The 19,100-nt window shown below is 41.2% G+C and carries 15 protein-coding genes and 1 pseudogene; 10 read left to right on the forward strand and 6 right to left on the reverse strand.

Annotated elements, in window-relative coordinates; translation table 11 throughout:
- Nucleotides 1–92 precede the first annotated feature (92 nt).
- The gene (erpA, locus tag PTE_RS19725; RefSeq protein ID WP_031280637.1) at nucleotides 93–437 is read left to right on the forward strand and encodes an iron-sulfur cluster insertion protein ErpA; all 345 of its coding nucleotides are present in this window, start codon (nucleotides 93–95) and stop codon (nucleotides 435–437) included.
- A gap of 84 nt (nucleotides 438–521) precedes the next feature.
- On the opposite strand, the gene btuF is transcribed toward erpA, so the two are convergent.
- Together btuF and mtnN are read right to left on the reverse strand one after the other, a co-directional pair.
- Nucleotides 522–1,352 (reverse strand): vitamin B12 ABC transporter substrate-binding protein BtuF, encoded by an 831-nt coding sequence (btuF, locus tag PTE_RS19730; protein WP_051477476.1) that lies wholly within the window; start codon nucleotides 1,350–1,352, stop codon nucleotides 522–524.
- Nucleotides 1,353–1,450: 98 nt separating this feature from the next.
- Entirely contained in the window at nucleotides 1,451–2,152 is a 702-nt protein-coding gene (gene mtnN, locus PTE_RS19735; RefSeq protein WP_036849756.1) for a 5'-methylthioadenosine/S-adenosylhomocysteine nucleosidase, read from the reverse strand.
- 126 nt (nucleotides 2,153–2,278) lie between these two features.
- On the opposite strand from mtnN, the gene dgt reads away from it, so the two are divergent.
- Nucleotides 2,279–3,805 (forward strand): dGTPase, encoded by a 1,527-nt coding sequence (gene dgt, locus PTE_RS19740; protein ID WP_036849757.1) that lies wholly within the window; start codon nucleotides 2,279–2,281, stop codon nucleotides 3,803–3,805.
- Here the strand turns inward: dgt and PTE_RS19745 are convergent.
- Nucleotides 3,789–6,140 (reverse strand): ATP-binding protein, encoded by a 2,352-nt coding sequence (locus PTE_RS19745; RefSeq protein ID WP_036849758.1) that lies wholly within the window; start codon nucleotides 6,138–6,140, stop codon nucleotides 3,789–3,791. The two genes, dgt and PTE_RS19745, sit on opposite strands and share 17 nt — an antisense overlap.
- A 53-nt stretch (nucleotides 6,141–6,193) precedes the next feature.
- Between PTE_RS19745 and rlmD the strand changes: the two genes are divergently transcribed.
- From rlmD to PTE_RS19780, 7 genes and pseudogenes are all read left to right on the forward strand, one after another.
- Nucleotides 6,194–7,525 carry a 23S rRNA (uracil(1939)-C(5))-methyltransferase RlmD gene (gene rlmD / locus PTE_RS19750; RefSeq protein WP_036849759.1) on the forward strand — a complete coding sequence of 444 codons (1,332 nt, stop codon included), beginning with the start codon at nucleotides 6,194–6,196 and terminating at the stop codon, nucleotides 7,523–7,525.
- Between the two features lie 25 nt (nucleotides 7,526–7,550).
- A complete protein-coding gene (relA, locus tag PTE_RS19755; RefSeq protein ID WP_036849760.1) occupies nucleotides 7,551–9,782 on the forward strand; it encodes a GTP diphosphokinase in 2,232 nt (743 codons plus the stop codon).
- A gap of 23 nt (nucleotides 9,783–9,805) precedes the next feature.
- Nucleotides 9,806–10,591 (forward strand): nucleoside triphosphate pyrophosphohydrolase, encoded by a 786-nt coding sequence (gene mazG, locus PTE_RS19760; protein ID WP_036849762.1) that lies wholly within the window; start codon nucleotides 9,806–9,808, stop codon nucleotides 10,589–10,591.
- A 153-nt stretch (nucleotides 10,592–10,744) separates the two neighbouring features.
- Nucleotides 10,745–11,014, forward strand: a complete 270-nt coding sequence (locus tag PTE_RS27365) for a TauD/TfdA family dioxygenase (RefSeq protein ID WP_422615341.1) — start codon at nucleotides 10,745–10,747, stop codon at nucleotides 11,012–11,014.
- 1,128 nt (nucleotides 11,015–12,142) lie between these two features.
- Nucleotides 12,143–12,772 carry an ATP-binding cassette domain-containing protein gene (locus PTE_RS19770; RefSeq protein WP_036849766.1) on the forward strand — a complete coding sequence of 210 codons (630 nt, stop codon included), beginning with the start codon at nucleotides 12,143–12,145 and terminating at the stop codon, nucleotides 12,770–12,772.
- Between the two features lie 417 nt (nucleotides 12,773–13,189).
- Entirely contained in the window at nucleotides 13,190–14,116 is a 927-nt protein-coding gene (locus tag PTE_RS19775; RefSeq protein WP_036849768.1) for an Rpn family recombination-promoting nuclease/putative transposase, read from the forward strand.
- Between the two features lie 168 nt (nucleotides 14,117–14,284).
- Nucleotides 14,285–14,573, forward strand: a pseudogene (locus tag PTE_RS19780) (Rpn family recombination-promoting nuclease/putative transposase); the annotation flags it as partial.
- A gap of 802 nt (nucleotides 14,574–15,375) precedes the next feature.
- Here PTE_RS19780 and PTE_RS19785 read toward each other — a convergent pair.
- From PTE_RS19785 to PTE_RS19795, 3 genes are read right to left on the reverse strand one after another with little or no spacing between them, the layout of a single operon-like run.
- Nucleotides 15,376–16,098: an Imm52 family immunity protein gene (locus PTE_RS19785; protein ID WP_036849772.1), complete on the reverse strand. Its 723-nt coding sequence runs from the start codon at nucleotides 16,096–16,098 to the stop codon at nucleotides 15,376–15,378.
- 13 nt (nucleotides 16,099–16,111) lie between these two features.
- Nucleotides 16,112–16,720, reverse strand: coding sequence for a restriction endonuclease fold toxin 5 domain-containing protein (locus tag PTE_RS19790; protein WP_036849773.1), 609 nt, complete (start codon nucleotides 16,718–16,720; stop codon nucleotides 16,112–16,114).
- 1 nt (nucleotide 16,721) lies between these two features.
- Nucleotides 16,722–17,069 (reverse strand): hypothetical protein, encoded by a 348-nt coding sequence (locus tag PTE_RS19795; RefSeq protein ID WP_036849774.1) that lies wholly within the window; start codon nucleotides 17,067–17,069, stop codon nucleotides 16,722–16,724.
- A gap of 331 nt (nucleotides 17,070–17,400) precedes the next feature.
- On the opposite strand from PTE_RS19795, the gene pyrG reads away from it, so the two are divergent.
- Entirely contained in the window at nucleotides 17,401–19,038 is a 1,638-nt protein-coding gene (gene pyrG, locus PTE_RS19800; RefSeq protein ID WP_036849775.1) for a glutamine hydrolyzing CTP synthase, read from the forward strand.
- Nucleotides 19,039–19,100 lie beyond the last annotated feature (62 nt).

A 19,100-nucleotide genomic window follows, 5' to 3' on the forward strand; every position in this document is an offset into this window, starting at 1 on the left:
CAGGTATTAGATAATTCGAATTATTAATAAATCGGCAAATTTCTGTTGTCTTGTGAATGTCTTTGCCGGGTTCCGGTCTGGAGTAAAAAATGATGAGCGATGATATAGCATTACCTTTGCAGTTTACTGATGCTGCCGCCAGTAAAGTGAAAATCTTAGTTTCGGATGAAGAAAATCCAAACCTGCGTTTACGGGTTTATATCACAGGTGGCGGTTGCAGTGGTTTCCAGTATGGCTTTACCTTTGATGATCAGATCAATGAAGGCGATATGACCATTGAGAAGCAGGGTGTCGAGTTGGTTGTTGATCCGATGAGTCTGCAATATTTGGTTGGCGGTTGTGTTGATTATACCGAAGGTCTGGAGGGTTCACGCTTTATCGTCACCAACCCTAATGCTAAGACAACCTGCGGTTGTGGTTCTTCTTTCAGTATCTGATTCCAGGTTGTTTCCCGCAATGGGTCTGTGAATAATATGACCCATTTTCGGGATATTCCTGTAATCCCACTAAACTATTTTGCTTTATCCGGACCCCTTATCGTTCAATTGCTGGCATAGCTGTTCGGCGGCCAGAACGATACGAGGCCCTGCGCGATGAAACCAATCTTCATGCAATGTAATCACTTTGGCATTTAATTGTGGATGCCAGAAATTTTCAATTAATCTGGCTTGTTCCGGCCCTCCACTGATAACAATCGTCTCAGGTTTCCGAGTGAGTACTTGCTCACGGCTTACCTGTGGCCAGGGAACGGGGCTGTCAGCGAAAATATTTCTGCCACCACAGGTTGAAAGCACTTCACTTTGCAGTGTCTGTCCTGAGGCAGTAAACAGAGACTGAGTGCCGAATTGTAAAAAGACAGGTTTTGGTGTGGTCGCGGCATATTTTTGTTTCAGAGCAGCAAACCGTTGACGAAGTTCAGCCGCAGATTTTTTTGCCTGTTGAGGATGGGGACTGTATTCAGCCAGTCGTTCTAAATCTTGAGCTATCTGTTCGGTGGTTTTGGGGTCGGAATAAAAGATTTTAATACCAAAAGAGGCGAGTTGTTCCAGTGGCCGTTGGGGATTACCTCCTCGCCATGCCAAGATTATATCGGGTTTAAGCGTGATAATTCGTTCCAGGTTAATGCCTTGCCAGTTCGCCACTTGCTCAAGTTTGCTGGCTTGAGGGGGATAATCAGAATAAGCACTGGCGGCGATCAGATTGTCGCCTAACCCGGCAGCATAGGCCAATTCTGTGGTTGACGGGGATAAACTGATGACACGCAGAGACTCGGCATGCAGAGAATGGCCGAAACCACTGAGAAGCAGTAAAAGTGATAACCAAACTGAACTCAGGCTTTTTATCCATTTCATGTAAGGCGTGCCTTTAAAAGATTAAATATATTGTCACCAGACACGCCCTGCATTTTTCCCGAAAATATCAATCAGGGCGTGATTCTATCGGTAATATCTTATTGATTCTTGCTCAATTCAGTCAGCATTGCGTTAACCATTAATGTGGATTGGCGGGCTGCCACGGAAAGAAATTCATCAAAACTGAGATGAGATTCTTTATCTGCCACGTCAGAGATTGCACGTACCACAACAAATGGTGTGTTGTATTGGTGGCAGACATGCCCTATCGCTGCTGCTTCCATTTCTACTGCGGTAACCTGTGGGAAAGTGGCCCGGATACGTGCCAGTGGTTCTGCTCCGTTAATGAATGCATCACCGCTGCAAATCAGCCCACGTATCGCATTCAAATCCAGTGAACGAATACATTTTTCTGCCAGTGCGATCAGTTGGTTATCCGCCAGGAACGCAGGGGGGCATTGTGCCATTTGACCCGGTTCATAACCAAAAGCGGTAACATCAGCATCATGATAGCGAACTTCGCTGGATACCACGATATCACCGATTTGCAGTTGCGGATTAAGGCCACCTGCGGAGCCTGTGTTGATAATCACATCAGGCTGACAATGTTCAAGCAGCAAAGTCGTACCAATTGCAGCAGAAACTTTACCAATACCGGATTTTAACAGTGCGATCTCCACGCCGTTGAGCTTACCGGTATAGATTTCGCAGCCACCTCGTGACAGTGTCTGACGATCTTCGATTTGATCGCGCAGTAAAGTCACTTCTTGCTCCATAGCACCTATCACGCCTACTTTCATTATGTCATACTCGCTGTTGATTAATTAATCATATAAAATCATTCAGCTCTTGAGTTTAACATTTAATACAGAACAAGCAGATAATCTGTGGTGTAAAACAGTGCTATCTCACAAGTCGGGGGATAAATGTCCGGGATAGACTTTAATCAGAAGCTTAATTATCAACGTAAATACAGCTATTATGATGTTGATCCTAATGATGAAGAGCAAGTTATTCGCCAGTTTGAAAGTGATCGCGGGCGGATTATGAATTCAGCGGCGATTCGTCGTTTACAGCAGAAAACCCAGGTTTTTCCTTTGGAAAATAATGCCGCTGTCCGCAGTCGCTTGACTCATTCATTGGAAGTGCAACAGATTGGGCGCTATATTTCGAAAACGATTATCAATGAGCTGAAAACGCGTAATTTGTTGGTTCAATACAGGCTGGATAAACGGCTGTTGCCATTTGAGAGCTTGATTGAAATGGCTTGTTTAATGCACGATATTGGTAATCCACCTTTTGGTCATTTTGGTGAAGCGGCAATTAAAGACTGGTTTGCCAGAAAGCTCGATCTTAATTTTGCCCTGGAAAATATTGAGCGAAAAGATCAATGTGAAATGCCTGCATTGCATTTGTGCGGAGATGTGCAAAAAGATCTTTTCCGGCGTCAATTACGTAAAGATTTATGTCAGTTTGAAGGGAATGCTCAGGCTATCCGTATGGTACACAGCTTGTTAAAACTCAATCTGACTTATGCTCAGATTGGCTGCATTCTAAAATATACCTGTCCTGCTTTTCGTCTTGAAAAAGAGCTGGATCAATTTAATTACCTGATGAAAAAATCGGGCTTTTATTGGTCGGAAGAGAATTTTGTCCGTGAATTGCGTCGCGAGCTTAAAATGGGGGAATTCTGTCGTTTCCCGCTGACTTATATTATGGAAGCCGCAGATGATATCTCTTATTGCATTGCTGATCTGGATGATGCGGTTGAAAAGGATATTTTTGGCGTAGATACCTTGATGGAATATTTGGAACAGGAGTGGGAAGAGAACGGTGGTCATCGGTCTGGCGATCTGTTCGACGCTACGATTAGAAAAGCTTATAAAAGAACGAGTGGCAACGAATTACGTCGAAGTCAGCAGGACCAATTTTTTATGTATTTGCGGGTTTATATTACCGGCAGGCTGGTACCTTATACTGCCCGTCGTTTTATTGATCATCTGCCTGCCGTTTTTGAGGGTTCATTTAATCAAGCGCTGCTTGAGGATAAGAGCAAGGAGCATCGGTTGCTTCAAACGCTGAAGAACATTGCTTGTAAAAGAGTGTTTAATCATCCGGAAATTGAAGAGTTGGAATTGAAAGGGTATAAAATTATCAATGGGTTGTTGGATTTTTATTGGCCACTATTGAAGATGTCCCGCCAGAGTTTTATGCAATTAAACCAGAACAATTTCCATAAAGATTATTTTATTGAAACCCGGTTGCTGCACAAACTTTCCACTAAGCATCGCCTGGCTTATAACGAAGCGGTAGAAGGCATTATCGCCACTGATGAATCTGAAAAAGACCTGATGGAATTTTACTACCGTGCTCGTCTTATTCAGGATTACATCAGTGGCATGACGGATAATTATGCTTACGAAGAGTATCGCAAATTCATTGTGTGTAACTGATATTTTGGCCGTTACTCAATAGCTTTTGGGCAGCGGCAAGTACATTGTCAATTTCATCTATTAGCTCCAGTAATTCAGGTTCTATATCGGTTAATGGAATGTTTTTTTGTAATTGTTGTTCAATTAATTGGCAGAGTGTTTTAAGTTGTGGCACGCCGCTGTAACAGCAACTACCGTGCAGCTTATGGATCTGCTGCTGATAATCGTCAACAATGTCGCCGGATAAAACTTTTTCTGTGATTGCTTTTATATCCGGTAGAGAATCCACCAGCATTTTTATCATTTCTATCGCCATCTGTTCTTTTTTTGCTGCCTGTTGCAGCGCTAACTGCCAGTTAACAGGTTGTGATTCCGGTGCTTTAATGTGACGGTTTAGCACAGTTCTCAGACCATCTTCATCCAGGGGTTTGGTCAGAAAATCTTCAAATGGTGATTGATCTGCATCGCTCCTTGGCCGGCAGGTATAGGCTGTGACGGCGATAATGGGGGTATTACAATGTTGTGGTAGCTGGTGGATGCGTTCAGAAGTACAGATGCCATCCATACCCGGCATATGGATATCCATCAGAATGACATCAAAATGGTGAGATTTTGCTGATTGTAAAGCGTCTTCTCCATTGTTACATATCACTGTTTTTTCTACGATCTCTTCCAGTAATGAGCCGATTAGTTTGAGGTTGGCCGGATTATCATCAACGGCCATGACTGTCATGGGTAAACGTGGGGATTGACTAATCGTTTTTTGCGGTACAACAGAGCCGGTTAGAATAAAGTCATCTTTTCCTAGCCACAAATCAAAACGAAAAATGGAACCTTTTTCTTTCTCGCTGGTAAAGCTGATATTACCACCCATTTCGCGGATCAGTTTCCGGGTAATCACCAGACCAAGGCCGGTACCACCGTAACGGCGGGAAATACTGGCATCTGCCTGATGAAAAGCCTGAAACAGATGGGGTTGCTGTTCAGGGCTGATACCGATACCGGTATCTCTGACCGTAATCTCTAAATTGATTTTATGAGATTGCAGTTGTATCAGATTGATTTTTATCTCCACAAAACCTTGTTCAGTGAATTTAATGGCGTTACCGATGATATTGGTGAGTATTTGCTGGAGGCGCGTAGGGTCGCCTATGACCAGATTCGGTATTTGGGGATCAACGCTGTGCGTGAGTTGAATGCCTTTATTTTTGGCGCTGGGGGTCAATAAAACTATCACCTCATCAATCGTATCTTGTAGAAGAAATGGAATGTTTTCCAGTACCAGCTTATCCGCTTCAAGCCGGGAAAAATCCAATATATCATTGATAATATTCAGCAGATGATTGGCAGAACGTTCAATAACATACAGATATTCAGCTTGCTGTATTGTCAGAGAGGTTTTCAGTGTTTGGCGGGTAAAACCAATGACGCCATTAAGTGGTGTACGTAATTCATGAGACATATTTGCCAGAAATTCTGTTTTTATTCTGGCGGCTTCCTGAGCGCGTTTTTTTGCTATTGCCAGCTCAACGTTCTGAATTTCGAACTGTTCCATCGTCTCCCGTAGATCTGAAGTGGTCTGATCAATATCGTTCTGCATCTCTTCTTTATAACTGGAAAGGGATTTTGCCATGGCATTAATGCCATTTTTCAGCGTATCCAATTCACCAAAATATTTCCCGCTGACACGGCTGTTTAACTGCCCCTGGCGAATTCTATCAACTGTACTGACCATATCGCTGATAGGTTTTGTGATTTTGCGGACCAAATGGTAGGCAAACAGTGATGCCCAGCCAAGGCAAATCAATAATAGCAATATAAAGATAACTATCTCTTTATATTGCTGCAAGTGAGCTGACCGTAAATCAAGATCAATGGCGATATAACCGATTGGATGTAGCGATGGGGTATCCGCGTTCTGCTGATTTTGAGATAAATGGCGCTCTGAGATAATCGGCATACGTAAAATAATACTGTTTTTGACTTCCATTCTTGTCAGGGTGGTTGGCAGTGGCGTACCTGATGTGATCTGTAGTTGAGCTGAATTGTATTTATAGTTTGATATATCAAATAGCTGATTATCATCATTAAAAATGGCAATCGCCCGGACTATCTCCGAGTTTCTGCGATGAAGCCGGGTTATCAATGAGTTGACGCGTTCACGGTTATGCAGGTTTATCCCGATTTCACTGGCAATCGAAAGCGGTTCGATAATACTGACCCCGGATCGAACGATTTGGTTTTTCAGTTCACGATAGTGATAGCAGAGAAACGATATACTGAAAAACATGCCAATCAGTAAAATCGGAATCAGGATCAGGCTCATCATTCGAAAGCGTAAGCTATATTTGGTCATAGGCGTCCATTATGGGAAAATAAGAACTTAATAATTCATAGTCCGTAAGAATCATGGTGCAATTTTATTCCCCCAATCGCCGAACAGTAAACCGGCATATCATCACAGTCACTGCTGATAACCTGGATGCCCAAGGACAGGGTGTAGCTCGTTATCAGGGTAAAACCATTTTTGTCGCCGGATTATTGCCCGGTGAACAGGCACAGGTACAACTAACGGAAGAGAAGCGCCAGTTTGCCAAGGCAAAGTTGGTTAAGCGTTTATCTGACAGTCCATATCGTGTAAATCCCCGCTGCCCGCATTTTGGAATATGTGGCGGTTGTCAGCAACAACATGTTGCATCTGATTTACAGCGTGAGAGTAAGGCCAGTGTTTTGGAACATCTTATTAGGCGGGAAACCGGTATAATTGTCTCCGCCAAGCCGGTGATTCTCAGCCCTGAATATGGTTACCGGCGTCGGGCAAGACTTGGTTTACATTATCAAATTAAACAACGTCAACTCGTAATGGGGTTTCGTCAGAATCAATCCAATGAATTAGTTGCGATAAAAACATGCCCTGTTTTACAACCTGAATTGGAACGGTTATTGCAGCCACTATCTCAATGCCTGAATAATCTAAAAGCAGCTAAACGGTTGGGACATGTGGAATTGGTGCTGGCAGATAACGGCCCATTGATGATATTGCGCCACCTTGATCCCCTGAAAGGGGAAGATAAAGCAAAGTTATCCACGTTTTCTGTGCAGCACAATGTGGCTGTCTATCTGGCGGCAGATGAAACTTCAATTGAGTCACTGAATGAACCGCCGGAACCTTGGTATCAGGTAGGTGGCCTGAAACTGGTTTTCAGTCCAAGAGATTTTATTCAGGTTAACGATGAAGTCAATCAGCAAATGGTTGCTCAGGCGATGGAATGGCTTGATTTACAACCGAATGACAGAGTGCTCGATCTGTTCTGCGGGATGGGAAATTTTACCTTACCTATTGGCCGGATAGTGCAGTCGGTGGTCGGAGTGGAAGGGGTTGCCACGCTGGTAGCGAATGGGCAATATAATGCCAGATTAAATAATTTGGATAACATATCTTTCTTCCATGAAAACCTGGAAGCGGATATACATCGTCAACCCTGGGCAAAACTGGGGTTTAACAAGGTATTATTAGATCCGGCGCGTGCTGGTGCGGCAGGAGTCATGTCACACATCGTCGAGCTGGCCCCTGAAAAAGTGGTCTATGTCTCTTGTAATCCAACAACATTGGCGCGGGACAGTAAGATTCTGCTTGAGGCTGGCTATCACATTATCAGTGTGCGGATGCTGGATATGTTTCCGCATACCGGTCATCTGGAGTCAATGGCGCTATTTAGCCACCAGGTTGCGGTTGGGTAGAGGCTGTGAAGTATCAGGAGAGATTATGGTTGCGGTAAGAAGTGCTCATTTAACCCCTGCGGGAGAGTTTGCAGTAAATAAGTGGATCGCCAGTTTAAATATAGCGAATCTTCAATTGGGTGAGAAATTAGCCGAAACCTGGCGTTATTGTCACGAAAAAGCGCAAAATCATCCTGATTCAGAACTTCTGTTATGGCGCGGTGTGGAAATGGTTGAGATCCTTTCCACGCTGAGTATGGATAATGACAGTATGCGCGCTGCGCTACTGTTTCCACTGGTTGACGCCAAATTGCTCGACAATGAAACCGTCACAGAGGTGTTTGGCAGTGCGATTATCAATCTGGTGAAAGGTGTCATGGATATGGATGCTATTCGTCAGTTGAAAGCCACGCATAATGATTCGACCTGTTCTGTGCAGGTTGATAATGTCCGCCGGATGTTGCTGGCAATGGTAGAAGATTTTCGCTGTGTTGTTATCAAGCTGGCGGAACGTATTGCCCATCTGCGGGTAGTGAAAGAGGCGGCTGAAGATGAGCGTGTACTGGTTGCTAAAGAGTGTTCCAATATTTATGCGCCGCTTGCTAACCGCCTGGGGATTGGTCAACTCAAATGGGAACTTGAGGATTACTGTTTCCGTTATCTCCATCCTGATGAATATAAAAAAATTGCTAACTTACTGCATGAGCGGCGGATTGATCGTGAACAGTATATTGATCACTTTATCAGCACATTGCGTAAATATATGCTCAAAGAGAGCGTAACAACTGAAATATACGGACGACCTAAACATATCTACAGCATCTGGCGCAAAATGCAGAAAAAATCACTGGCATTTGATGAGTTGTTTGATGTCCGGGCTGTGCGGATTGTGGTTGAACGTTTACAGGATTGTTATGCGGCGCTGGGGATAGTACATACTCACTATCGTCATTTGCCCGATGAATTCGATGATTATGTTGCTAACCCGAAGCCTAATGGTTACCAATCCATTCATACCGTAGTGCTTGGGCCGGGTGGTAAAACACTGGAAATTCAGATCCGGACCCGTCAGATGCATGAAGATGCGGAATTGGGAATAGCTGCACATTGGAAATATAAAGAGGGTGCGACGGCGGTTGGTCGAGCGGGGTATGAAGGACGTATTGCATGGCTGCGTAAACTGATCGCATGGCAGGAAGAGATGGCTGATTCTGGCGAGATGCTGGATGAGGTTCGCAGCCAGGTGTTTGATGATCGGGTATATGTATTTACGCCGAAAGGAGATGTTATTGATCTGCCTGCCGGCTCTACGCCACTGGATTTTGCTTACCATATTCACAGCGATGTAGGGCATCGTTGTATTGGGGCGAAAATCAGCGGTCGAATCGTGCCATTTAGCTACCAATTGCAGATGGGCGATCAGATTGACATCATCACGCAGAAACATCCGAACCCAAGCCGTGATTGGCTGAATCCAAATTTGGGGTATGTCACCACCAGCCGTGGCCGGGCGAAAATTCATAACTGGTTCCGCAAGCAGGATCGGGATAAGAACGTCATTGCGGGCCGTCAGATGTTGGATAACGAACTGGCACACTTGGATATCAGCCTGAAAGAAGCAGAAAAGCTGCTAATTGCGCGTTATAACGTTCATACCCTTGATGAAGTGCTGGCGGGAATTGGCGTTGGTGATATCCGCATTAACCAGTTGGCTAACTTCCTGCAAAGCAAACTCAATAAAACCACTGCGGAAGATGCAGATCGGGAAGCGCTTCGCAATCTGGAAAGCAAATCCCATCCGCAGCGTAGTTCTGCTAAAGATAACGGGCGGATTGTGGTAGAAGGTGTTGGTAACCTGATGCATCACATTGCCCGTTGCTGCCAGCCCATTCCGGGGGATGAGATTGTCGGCTTTATCACCCGTGGCCGGGGAATTTCCATCCACTGGGCTGATTGTGAACAATTGGCGGATTTGCAGGCAAGTGAGCCTGAAAGGGTGGTAGATGCGGTTTGGGGAGAAAGTTATTCCAGTGGTTACTCACTGATTGTGCGTGTGATAGCGAATGATCGCAGTGGATTACTGCGTGATATCACCACGATCCTGGCGAATGAAAAAGTGAATGTACTTGGGGTGAGTAGTCGTAGTGATGTAAAGCAACAGATTGCCACCATTGATATGAATCTTGAGATTTATAACTTGCAAGTATTGGGACGGATATTGGCAAAAACCAATCAGTTACCGGATGTTATTGAAGCTAAACGTCTTCATGGCAACTGACCGCAGGGAAATTAGGATAAAAAATGAAGTCACCCGCTATAGAACGGTTACTGGGGATTATGGCGCAATTGCGCCACCCTCAACAGGGATGTCCCTGGGATAAAGAACAGACATTCAAAACTATCGCACCTTATACATTAGAAGAGACTTACGAAGTCATTGATGCCATTGAACGTGGCGATTTTTCTGATCTGAAAGAAGAATTGGGCGATCTATTATTTCAGGTGGTGTTCTATGCTGAAATGGGCAAAGAGCAGCAGTTATTTGATTTTGATGACATCTGCAATGCCATTAGCGATAAGCTGGAGCGCCGCCATCCGCATATTTTTGAGCCGCAGCAAAATATCCGTAGTGACGTGGCTATCAGTGGCTGGGAAAAACGCAAAGCGCAGGAAAGAGCACAAAAAGATCTTCATTCGCTCCTTGACGACATTCCGGCAAGCCTGCCGGCGTTAATGAAAGCGTATAAAATGCAGAAACGTTGCGCTTCCGTCGGTTTTGACTGGGACACTCTGGGGCCCGTGTTAGACAAAGTTTATGAAGAGATCGACGAAGTGATGGATGAGGCTCGTCAGGCAGTTGTTGATGAGCCGCATTTGGAAGAAGAGATTGGTGACTTGCTGTTTGCCGTTGTGAATTTGTCGCGCCATTTGGGGTATAAACCTGAAATCGCGTTGCAAAAAGCGTGTAATAAGTTTGAGCATCGTTTTAAAGGCGTGGAAAAGCTGATCTTGGACAAAGGCCAGACGTTGGAAGCGGCGACATTGGAAGAGATGGAACAAATGTGGCAACAGGTTAAGAAACAATAAGTTGAAGGAATAGCCTGAAAGCTGAAATTTTTAGTTTTTTGACAGGAAAATTTATGTTAAATAAATTTTCCTGATCTTCGCGTAAGAAAGGATTAAGTGTTTCTGGATTGGCTATTCTATTATTTCGTGATGAATGTCTTGCTCGTTTTTCCAATGATAAATTTTTTTCAAAAAAGAATATTCTCAAGAATAGAGGGTAATATTGGAATATCATTCTCACCATTACCCAATAATTTTAAATGCACGGAAGAGGTTTACTCAATGCTGATGGATATCAATATATTTATACATCAAAAGGAAAATCAATGCCGATTGTATTTAAGTAAAAACCAATGTATTGTGTTTAGTAACTATTTGTATTTACATTCCAGGATGAAGTTTCCAAAAGACTCACAAAGGACGTTATTTAGATTCTGGTTTTAGAGGGTTGTATGAATTTAATAATAGCTGATGCATTGGAGTATAAAGGCAGGATAAAGAAATTTGCTTCCGGGAATAAAAATGTCATTATATTTCTCTGTCTTTTATTACTCCCGGCAAAAGCCAGTGGTATAATTGAAATCTTAATTGTTTTTTCTTCGAATATTATTACGCCAGGGAGTTACATTAAATCATTTTATTTCTCTTCCATATCGTTAATAATTTATGTGTTATTTTATTTGGTTAACATAAGATTTTTCCCTACGGCAAGAAAAAATTCATTTGTTGTTTCTTTGGTAGATAAAAAAACATTATTTCTTTGTCGTGTCGTTTTTTTTATTTACAGTGCTTTCCCGATGATTATTTTCTTTTTCTTGGGTTTTTTCTCTGGAAATGTTAATTTTTTGTATTATTTCTCATCTATGTTGTTTTTGATTATTTCTTTTGCTGTAATTGGATTTTGCCTATTTGAGTTAAACTTCTTATGTTTTGTTTTTGTTGTTGCATTCTTTATTTTATCTGCATCATTCCGAAATGGAATATTATATAATTTTATTTTCACGTTAGCTATTTTATTGATAGCATTTAGATTATATTTAAATCCTACATTATGTTACCCAATTAATCAAAACAAGAAGTTGCTTTCATCAAGATTTTTTTCATTACTTTATATTATAAATCTCCGATATTATTTTCATAAAAATAAAATATCGTCACTTATTATGTTATTATTCGTTATAATATTATATATATCATGTGAAAGTGCTTTTTCTCAAATTCCAGCCAAGGCTGATTATATATTATTAGTATATTTCAGTGTTGTTACATATATATGCATGTTATTGTTCTATAATTTTTCATATATTGAAATAAATTATCTTTCATATTTATCTAATTTTTTGTCTATGCGGAAAATTTTGTTTTATAATTATTGTATTTCTTTGTTTTTATTTTCTTTTTTAACTTTTGCTTTTTGTTTTTTGGTTATTAAATCATTCCCTGTTATTATGTTTATATCTTATGTTTTTCTTTTGGTTTTTTTGTCATTTATTTCTCTATTAAGAACACAGTACACGAAACTTATTATTCTTTGTGTTATTTTCTTTTTTACATATTTTTTTGGGGTTATTTATGCTTGAAGTTATTGAACTGGAAATTATTATTAATGATAAGACTATTTTTTCAGGCGTTAATTGTAATTTTTATGTTGGATTAAACCGTATTGCGGGAATTAATGGTGCGGGTAAAACGGCTTTTCTTTCAAGTATTGCTGGTGTAAATAAGGTTAAAAAAGGAATGGTTAATTTTATAAAAAAGGAGAAAACATATCGATTTAGTTTACAAAGGCATGGTTTTTACATCTCAGATAATGTTGATTTTTATAACTTTATTACTGGAATGGATGTGATAAAGCTAGGTAAACATTATCGGAAAAGTAATCTAAAACATCAATTAGACTACTATTTAAATGGTTTTGGCATATCTAAATATTCTGGTATTGAATATGGGAAAATGTCACTTGGGACAAAAAAGAAATTTTTATTGACATCGGCTTTTATGACAGATGCAGATGTTTATATTTTTGATGAGCCAACAAATGGCCTTGACTCAGATTCTATAACATTTTTAATAGCGTTGATGATTTCTCTCGCAGAAGAGAAAATTGTTATTTTTAGTTCACATGATGACAGTTTTTTACAAGCATTAAGTTTCACTACCTATGAAATAAATGGTAATAAAATAATGTATCATGGTAAATAAAATATTTTGGTAATATTGATAGCTGTACTATGGTCGTAAATAAATATTATGTGGCGATTTTACATAATAAATGCAACATTATAACGTTGAAAGTAACCCGATTCGTATGTTGTTAAATCGTTTATTTGCGGATTTTGTTATTTAGATTTTTGTTTATCCTTTTTTCAGTAAACATAAGCATTAATAAAGCCAATTTTTTTCTCATTTTTCACTGATGGTTTTATAATTGGCTGGTTTTAAACTATGATTAAAAATCATTTAAATATTTTTGGCATATTAGGTAACTTGAGTTTCGTTTGAGAAGGGAACTAACGTGTCTCAGACACGATCAGCATTTTTGACGAAAAATTAGCGGGATTTGTTGTTTTTTTGCTTAGTTTTCCTTCAGTATAAAAGAAAGTATGCTACTATTTGCCTATGAAAAGAAAAAATACACCAACGCCACATGATGCTGTTTTTAAACATTTTTTAAGTCATGTGGATACTGCCAGAGACTTTTTGGAAATACACCTGCCGGCGACATTACGGGCAGTTTGTGATCTGGATACATTACGGTTGGAATCAGGGTCGTTTATTGAGGATAATCTGCGCGCACATTATTCTGATATCCTGTATTCGCTAAAAACAGTGCAGGGTGACGGATACGTATATTGCGTGATTGAGCATCAGAGTTCCCCGGATAAGATGATGGCATTCCGGCTGATGCGATACAGTATTTCCGCAATGCAGCGGCATCTGGAACAGGGACATGAAAAATTGCCGCTGGTCATTCCGGTATTGTTTTATCATGGTAAAACTCGGCCGTATCCGTGGAGTACCAACTGGCTTGATTGTTTTGATGTTCCGGCATTGGCGAAGGAAGTCTATTCTGCCGCATTCCCTTTGGTGGATGTGACGGTGATTCCGAACGATGAAATTTTAACGCACAAACGGATTGCGCTGTTGGAGATGGTGCAAAAGCATATCCGGCAGCGTGATATGGCGGAGTTACTGCAAGAACTGATCATACTGCTGACATATGATTACTATACGGATGAGCAGTTGAAAAGCGTGTTAAACTACTTGTTACAGGCGGGAGATACCGCCGACCCTGAAGGGTTCATTCGGCGACTGGCAGAGCAGTCCCCGAAGTATGAGGAGGTACTGATGACTATAGCGCAGAAACTGGAGCAGAAAGGGCGCCAGGAAGGACGTCAAGAAGGGCGTCAGGAAGGACGTCAGGAAGGGCGCCAAGAGGCAACTCTAAAAATCGCGCATGCATTGCTGAACAGCGGAATCGATCGTGAAACGGTGATGAAAACCACCGGTTTGAGTGAGAACGAGCTTGAGCAAATACGCCACTAATTCACACTGAGAGTCTTTATCGGTGTAAAGATTCATGTGTAAATGCCCGAAGCGCATAGAAACGGTACACCATTTGGGTGAGTTCGGGTTTGTATTGCTCGGGCATTCCGCTTTTGAATAAAATAAAGCTGATGAGTTGTTTGTGTCAGTCTAGACAAGGATTGGTGGTTGAAAAGAAAGTCAAAATACTTATTGCAGGCGGAGGATGACGCCTGTAAAGAGCTTTATTTAGCGATTGGCAGAGCAGTCCCCGAAGTATGAGGAGGTACTGATGACTATAGCGCAGAAACTGGAGCAGAAAGGGCGTCAGGAAGGACGCCAAGAAGGACGTCAGGAGGGGAGCCAAGAGGCAACTCTAAAAATCGCGCATGCATTGCTGAACAGCGGAATCGATCGTGAAACGGTGATGAAAACCACCGGTCTGAGTGAGAACGAGCTTGAGCAAATATGCCACTAATTCACACTGAGAGTCTTTATCGGTGTAAAGATTCATGTGTAAATGCCCGAAGTGCATAGAAACGGCACACCATTTGGGTGAATTCGGGTTTGTGCTGATAATTTTTCAAAAAGGCGCTTACGATTGCTGAAAAAGGAAATGCAAGTAAAAAGGAGAAAATACACCATGTTAAAAAGATGAGAAGCCTGTAAAATTATTCTCATTACGGGAGTTTTCTTATTTTTTAATTAAAAATTCATTTAATACATGGCTTTAAGGAGCAATTTTTGTCAATTTAATGGTTTTTTCGTTTTCTGATCTCTATTTAACTTCTCTATTTTAATTAAACTGATAATTAAGTTTTCTCGTTTTTCTGTATTTGATTTTTTAGGTTTAAAACCAGAGAGTAACAGATGTGTTAATGGTATTAAAACAACGCTTATTTCTTTAATAATCTTTAATGTTTTTAAACATATTTGTGCTTTTTTACTAATGATTTGCTTAATACGGTTAATTCTATTAAATGTTTTAATATAATCTTATGTTTTTGTTATTGGATTAATGTTTTCATTTTGCCGTTTTATTAATCAATTTAAAACCCGTTTTTCCTGTTGTTTTCTCTTTCTAATGTCAGCAGAGCATTGAATCTTTTACCCGCTTTAAAAAATCCTTAATCACTGTTTTTTACTTTTAATGATTAAAGTCTTTAACTGTTTTTTCAAGATTTTAAAACCACCTTGACAGGTGAAAAACCGTTTTTTTTAACTGCTGTTTTATCACATTTAGATAAAGCGTGTGAAATGCCGCCCAATAAGGGCAGCGATTAAACCTCAGTAATTAATGGTAATAATCCCAAATTTAATAACTGAATTTCAATATCATTGGCTTTATCAATATCATCCTGATTTTCGCCGTTAAAAATGCCTTTTTTGGTGATAATTAATGTACCCAATTGTTCTTTATCATTTGCAATCGGCAAGATTTCATCTGCCATTGGTAACAATGAGGGATCTATTATGGAGGGTAAATAAATCATCCAGCCGGCACTTAACCTGTCGGGGAATACCTGATTTCGCTTCAAGGTATATCCGTTAGTTTCTACCATAATATAGGGGGCATTACGGCTGAAAACCAAAAAGGTAATAAAATCAATTAATCGTGAAAATTGAAATTCTTTTTCGTCAATATTGAGATCTATTCTTACCTTAGTTTGTCCTAACCTGTCTCTACGATAGTTCTCATAAAATAGGGAACAGCCAAATTCATCATTTTCGCCATCCCAGATTTTTTTTCCTATAAAAGGGAAATCTTCTTTGTAACTTTTTTCAAACACCTGAAACGCTTTTTCCGTCGGGTGGTCCCCTTCAAAAACAAGGTATTCCAATGCTTCTTTACGAGTATGACCTGTCAAATACCAGGTCTTATGACGGCAAAAAAAGTGATCGATTTGCTGAGTAATTCGATACAAATCAGCCAATACTATTTGGGGAGTCAACGGTTCTTGCTGGTCAAAATACAGCTTTATTTCTGGTGATAAAATAGTCATTTATTGTCTCGTATTATCTGAGTAAAGGGGTGTGAAATACTTTAATATTGAAATATTCAGCAAACTCCTGTGAGTAGTAAGCGGCGCTTACAGGCTCCATAAAATGCCAGTGGGAGAGTGGAATATCATTCAATGAGGCGCACACATCTTGTTGTCGTCTACCCTGCTTTTTCATGGATTCATCACCAGTCCACCATATCACTGGCTTTCCCTTCCTAAAAAACTGATCATATTTAGCCTTGGATTCCAGAAACAGGCATGCTTTTGGTCGCCAGCCATCGAAGCTGACTCCCAGACATTCCCATACCTGTATGAGTTTTGTGTCCGGTTTGTAAACGGTTTTGGCTATCTGGATTTGATAATCAAGGGTCACCTGCGAGTATGAACGGGTGCTTTCCCAGCTGGGACTTACTTTCTCAATGGCTGGACACGCCTTGCATTTTTCCCTTGTTGTACTGATCGCGTCCGTTTGGGCTTCCGCTTGCTCTTTTTCATCATCCTTGTCTTTTGTCATTTCCGTAACGCCGAGGCCAACACCAACGCCAACCAATATGCCCGCAAGGGCTGATGCTGCATATTCGGCAGCAGTCAGGGCTACCGGAATTACCAGAGGTAAAGGCATGTTAATTTCTCCTTTTCAACAAGTTATCTATTATCCTCAAGATATCTTTGTATTGTTGTTCCGGGTTTTCTCCTGCTTCAAGGGCATTTTTGATTTCTGGTACACCATGGAAATTAAGATTAAATGCAGTTAAATAAAGGTATGATCTAACCAGTTTTTTATCTTTAAAGCCCAGCTCGCTGATTAAATACCGATACGCCTCTTTCAGTCGCTTATGCAAATTTTTTTCATCCTCATGCACAACCAAGTCGGCATGTTCTGACAAAATGCATTGCCTGATTTTTTCAATATAAGTATTGTCCTCTAGATCTATAATTTTATCGAATTGTTCCTGAGTGAGTTTAATCATGGCATTGCTCCTTAACTCATAAGCTACTATTACCTATATTGGGCCTTTTATCTGTGTGCAATTTAGACGAAACGATCACCATGGAAGCAATCATACTGTTTTTTAATCAATTAAGGCAATAAATTCATTCGAAATTGAGAAGAGACAATAACGATTGGCTTCATGAAAAATGAAGTTTGTGTCTGTACACCTGTCTACATTGAAAATGCTGTGGAGGGGGAAAATACCTTATTTTCGTGCAGATTATTTGTAGCGAATTTAAGGTTCGGGTATACTGCTTTCCCGTCCTGGTTATATCCATCATCTTTAAACCTAAACTTTCAGGTTCAGCATGAAAACTAATTATATTTTTGTGACCGGCGGGGTCGTATCCTCTCTGGGTAAAGGCATTGCCGCAGCCTCTTTGGCCGCTATACTCGAAGCCCGTGGACTTAATGTCACTATTATGAAACTGGATCCGTACATCAACGTCGATCCGGGGACGATGAGCCCAATCCAGCATGGGGAAGTTTTTGTTACCGAAGACGGCGCTGAAACTGATCTCGATTTAGGTCACTATGAGCGTTTCATCCGCACTAAAATGACCCGCCGTAATAACTTCACCACAGGCAGGGTTTACTCTGAGGTTCTGCGTAAAGAGCGTCGGGGCGATTATTTGGGTGCCACTGTTCAGGTTATTCCTCACATCACCAATGAAATCAAAGATCGCATCATCAGTGGTGGTGAAGGTCATGATGTGGTGTTGGTGGAAATTGGCGGTACTGTCGGTGATATTGAATCTCTGCCATTCCTTGAAGCCATTCGTCAAATGGCAGTAGAAGTGGGGCGTGAACACACGTTATATCTGCATCTGACGCTTGTTCCTTATCTGGCCGCAGCGGGAGAAGTGAAAACTAAACCAACTCAACATTCGGTAAAAGAGTTGCTTTCTATCGGTATTCAGCCAGATATTCTGATTTGTCGTTCAGATCGCGTCATTCCGGCTAATGAACGGGCAAAAATTGCGCTTTTCTGCAATGTGCCGGAGAAAGCGGTTATCTCCTTAAAAGACGTTGATTCCATTTATAAAATCCCAGGGCTATTGAAATCTCAGGGCTTAGATGATTATATTTGTAAACGATTCAGCCTTGATTGCCCGGAAGCAAATTTGTCCGAATGGGAACAGGTTATTTACGAAGAAGCGAATTCTTCCGGTGAAATCACTATCGGCATGGTGGGTAAGTATATTGAATTGCCTGATGCTTACAAATCGGTGATTGAAGCGTTGAAGCATGGTGGATTGAAAAATCGTCTGACTGTTAACATCAAACTGATTGATTCCCAGGATATTGAAACCCGTGGTATTGAATTGCTGAAAAATCTGGACGCGATTCTGGTTCCTGGTGGTTTTGGTGGTCGTGGTGTAGAAGGCAAAATCATGACAGCCCGCTATGCCCGTGAGAATAAAATCCCTTATTTGGGGATCTGCTTGGGAATGCAAGTCGCATTGATTGAGTTTTCGCGCCATGTTGCGGGCTTGGAAAAAGCCAGCTCAACAGAATTCGAACCTGATTGCCGGTTCCCGGTTGTCGGCCTGATCACCGAATGGCGTGATGAGGATGGTAATTTAGAAGTGCGTAGCGAAGAGAGTGATCTTGGTGGAACGATGCGTGTGGGGGGTCAGCTATGCCACCTGACAAAAGACAGTCTGGTGCGTACCTTGTATGGGGCAGATACCATTATTGAGCGCCATCGGCATCGTTATGAAGTGAATAATTTGCTGTTAAAACGTATTGAAGATGCCGGTCTGCGGGTAGCAGGCCGTTCAGTAGACAATAAATTAGTGGAAATTATTGAGATCCCAGACCATCCTTGGTTCGTGGCTTGTCAGTTTCACCCAGAATTTACTTCTACTCCTCGTGATGGTCATCCGCTGTTTGCCGGTTTTGTCAAAGCAGCCGGTAAATACCAGAAAGGCCAGCTCAAATAAGATGTGCAGTAAGTGGCGGCATGAGGTATTCCGTCGCTTACCTGAAATGTAACTTGTACTGA

The sequence above is a fragment of the Photorhabdus khanii NC19 genome, assembly GCF_000517265.1.
GTDB lineage: Bacteria > Pseudomonadota > Gammaproteobacteria > Enterobacterales > Enterobacteriaceae > Photorhabdus > Photorhabdus khanii.

Excerpts from the sequence above, each read along its gene's own strand:
- dgt (WP_036849757.1), top strand. The coding sequence starts at position 2,279 with ATGTCCGGGATAGACTTTAATCAGAAGCTTAATTATCAACGTAAATAC.
- PTE_RS19785 (WP_036849772.1), bottom strand. The coding sequence starts at position 16,098 with ATGACTATTTTATCACCAGAAATAAAGCTGTATTTTGACCAGCAAGAA.
- PTE_RS19775 (WP_036849768.1), top strand. The coding sequence starts at position 13,190 with ATGAAAAGAAAAAATACACCAACGCCACATGATGCTGTTTTTAAACAT.
- mazG (WP_036849762.1), top strand. The coding sequence starts at position 9,806 with ATGAAGTCACCCGCTATAGAACGGTTACTGGGGATTATGGCGCAATTG.
- relA (WP_036849760.1), top strand. The coding sequence starts at position 7,551 with ATGGTTGCGGTAAGAAGTGCTCATTTAACCCCTGCGGGAGAGTTTGCA.
- rlmD (WP_036849759.1), top strand. The coding sequence starts at position 6,194 with ATGGTGCAATTTTATTCCCCCAATCGCCGAACAGTAAACCGGCATATC.
- PTE_RS19790 (WP_036849773.1), bottom strand. The coding sequence starts at position 16,720 with ATGCCTTTACCTCTGGTAATTCCGGTAGCCCTGACTGCTGCCGAATAT.
- pyrG (WP_036849775.1), top strand. The coding sequence starts at position 17,401 with ATGAAAACTAATTATATTTTTGTGACCGGCGGGGTCGTATCCTCTCTG.
- PTE_RS27365 (WP_422615341.1), top strand. The coding sequence starts at position 10,745 with ATGATAAATTTTTTTCAAAAAAGAATATTCTCAAGAATAGAGGGTAAT.
- erpA (WP_031280637.1), top strand. The coding sequence starts at position 93 with ATGAGCGATGATATAGCATTACCTTTGCAGTTTACTGATGCTGCCGCC.
- PTE_RS19770 (WP_036849766.1), top strand. The coding sequence starts at position 12,143 with ATGCTTGAAGTTATTGAACTGGAAATTATTATTAATGATAAGACTATT.
- PTE_RS19745 (WP_036849758.1), bottom strand. The coding sequence starts at position 6,140 with ATGACCAAATATAGCTTACGCTTTCGAATGATGAGCCTGATCCTGATT.
- PTE_RS19795 (WP_036849774.1), bottom strand. The coding sequence starts at position 17,069 with ATGATTAAACTCACTCAGGAACAATTCGATAAAATTATAGATCTAGAG.
- mtnN (WP_036849756.1), bottom strand. The coding sequence starts at position 2,152 with ATGAAAGTAGGCGTGATAGGTGCTATGGAGCAAGAAGTGACTTTACTG.
- btuF (WP_051477476.1), bottom strand. The coding sequence starts at position 1,352 with ATGAAATGGATAAAAAGCCTGAGTTCAGTTTGGTTATCACTTTTACTG.